This window comes from Staphylococcus sp. EG-SA-2 (assembly GCF_017152085.1).
Genome location: NZ_JACYHC010000619.1, coordinates 1 through 2,400, shown reverse-complemented (window position 1 = coordinate 2,400; position 2,400 = coordinate 1). Strand labels below are relative to the sequence as shown.

Here is a 2,400-nt window from a genome sequence, read left to right as displayed (position 1 = left end):
TCTTCATCATTTTTAGTGATCATAAAGTAACTAGATGGTTTAATTGCTCGGGCTTCAACAATTAAAGGAGTGTCAGCAGTCCCACTATTTACAACTGAAACTTGGTCTGAAATCGCAGTATTTTTATATCCTGTTACTGAATATTTGTAAGGGTCTGTTAGTACTACTTTGATAGTGAACTTAACAGGTATTGCAAATTCTTTGTGCAGCTTTATTGGTCCTTCAAAATAAGCGTTCCAGTACCAATCTTTAGATTTGAATTGTAATTTAACTTGTTCCTCGTAGTTAAAAAACTTTACTAATTCATTCAAGACGTCATCATGTGTTTTAAAGCCGTTGTGAGATAAATAGTCATTACGTACCACCAAAGGTATATCAAAACTATAAGATTCAAGCCTACGCCCTTTATATATAGACCCCGAACGTCCATCTACATTTTCAGTTTTTAAAACATAATTAAAAGAGGGTATTTCAAACCCTCTTTCGACATACAACCAAGGAATTGTTTTGTTGTTCACTTTAATAGTGTCTATCATTGAATAGCAATTCCTCCTTTTCTAAACTTTACTTTTGTTGATTCTTGCCTTTCTCGCTTTTCTATAGACGCGTTCACCTTTTTATCAAAAGCGTATTCGTCAATAATCGGCTGATAATCTTTATCTGCAATCACATCGTTGGATTGCGCTATTTTCAGTAATAAAGCTATTTGTTGTTGCTGTTGTTCAATCATTTTCAATAATAAGCTTGGGTCATCAAACCCATTTACACTAGACAATTGACTAGGACGCTTATTTTTACTCGCTTTTCTCCCTCTTACTTCTGCTGCTGCATAATGTAACATCTTCATTGCTTCGTTTTTACGTGCAGGATCAGTAGGAATAACCCACTCTGGATATCCTTCTTCTCCTAAGTGGTACAATCCGTTGTAGACTTTGCCACCAGTAGCATATGCGTAATCACCAGCGCGTTTGAACGCAGCTCTCCATGAGCCCGTTCTTGGTACCCATTTACCCACAATATATCTCATAGCCGATATAGCTTGATGAGTTGGGTTAAGAGGATTATTGTAACCCGACTTTGCGTACGCTCTAAATGAAGGATCTATCATTTGGAACATACCTCTTGAAGGTGTACCAGCTCTTGCGTTGCTATCCCAATTATTAACTGCATTAGCTGTATAATTGGATTCACGTCTTGCTACACGCATCATTTCGTGTGTAATCCAGCTAGCTTTGTATTGACCTCCAAGTATATTTTGAGCTGTTCTAATCGCTCTGCGCGCATTTTCAGAACCACTCCCTCCAGGTGAATTCTTTCCACCAGTTTTGTCGTTTTTCCGTAACCAAGGAATAGGGTCTGTCGAATACCTATTGGACTCTCCGCCTTGATTGACTTGGAAATGTAAATGGCGGTAATTAGTCATAGAACCTGTATTACCTGATTTACCAATTAATTGACCAGCTTTAATTTGTTCACCTGTTCTACGCAATTGTTCAGATAAGTGCATGAACCACAAAAATGTTCGACCTTTTTGAACAGTAATTGCTTTACCGCCACCATAGTTGTCATACCAACTTCTAACACGTCCACCCATTGGCGTACGTATAGGGGTACCGGTCGGCGTATCATAGTCAACACCATGATGAACGCCTCCGTTAAATGGATAATTGGGGTTAGGAGGTTTTGGCGGTGCTGAATAAGGTTGTAGTATTCTGAAACTATCAAACACAGAACCATCTCCCGCTTGGCTCTCTAATCCTTCTTTTATCCAATTAATCGCCTTACTTTTAATCTTATTCCAAGACGCTTTTGTTATATCGCCAACAATACCCATACCTTTAGTTAGAGAGCTAAAGTCAACACCAAACGCTTTGAGCACATAATTTAAAAGCTTACCCGGATTATCAATAAAGTCCATTACATCGCCAACTTTATCGCCAAGCCATTTGGTACCTTTACCTATTTGATCTTTTGTCCAGTTAAATGCCGATGATGCACTAGATTTAATATCTTTCCACATAGTAGTACCGAAATGAAATCTCGGAAGCGTTCCGTTTAACATTGAATAAGTTTGTGCCCCGTTGTATACTTTTGAGCCTTTAGGTAAATAAGCCGTAGTATCTGTATTTGGTGTGATTACACGTTTACCATTAGGGAATTCAATCATTTCATTTCTGAAACCATTTGGACCATTTCCGCGTCCCTTATCCCCAACTGTAGCGAATGTGTCACGTGCAATCTTACCGTTCTTAACTAATCTTGTAGTAGTATGTGTATGTTCAGTACCAGTGTGTAACTTCGGTATTTTGTCCATACCCAACTTACCACCGACCCAGTTTAAACCTTCAATTAATTTATTAAGACCTCTTTTAACAGCGTCTACCATACCACCGATATGAT

At 38.4% G+C, this 2,400-nt stretch carries 2 protein-coding genes; both read right to left on the bottom strand.

Translation table 11 applies throughout. The features are described from left to right. Positions 1–536 (bottom strand): phage tail domain-containing protein (locus IDG60_RS11065; RefSeq protein WP_206160696.1); only part of this gene is annotated, 536 nt, incomplete at its 3' end. Next, on the bottom strand, positions 533–2,400 hold a 1,868-nt coding region (locus tag IDG60_RS11060; protein WP_206160695.1), incomplete at its 5' end, for a peptidoglycan DD-metalloendopeptidase family protein. The genes IDG60_RS11060 and IDG60_RS11065, both read right to left, overlap by 4 nt.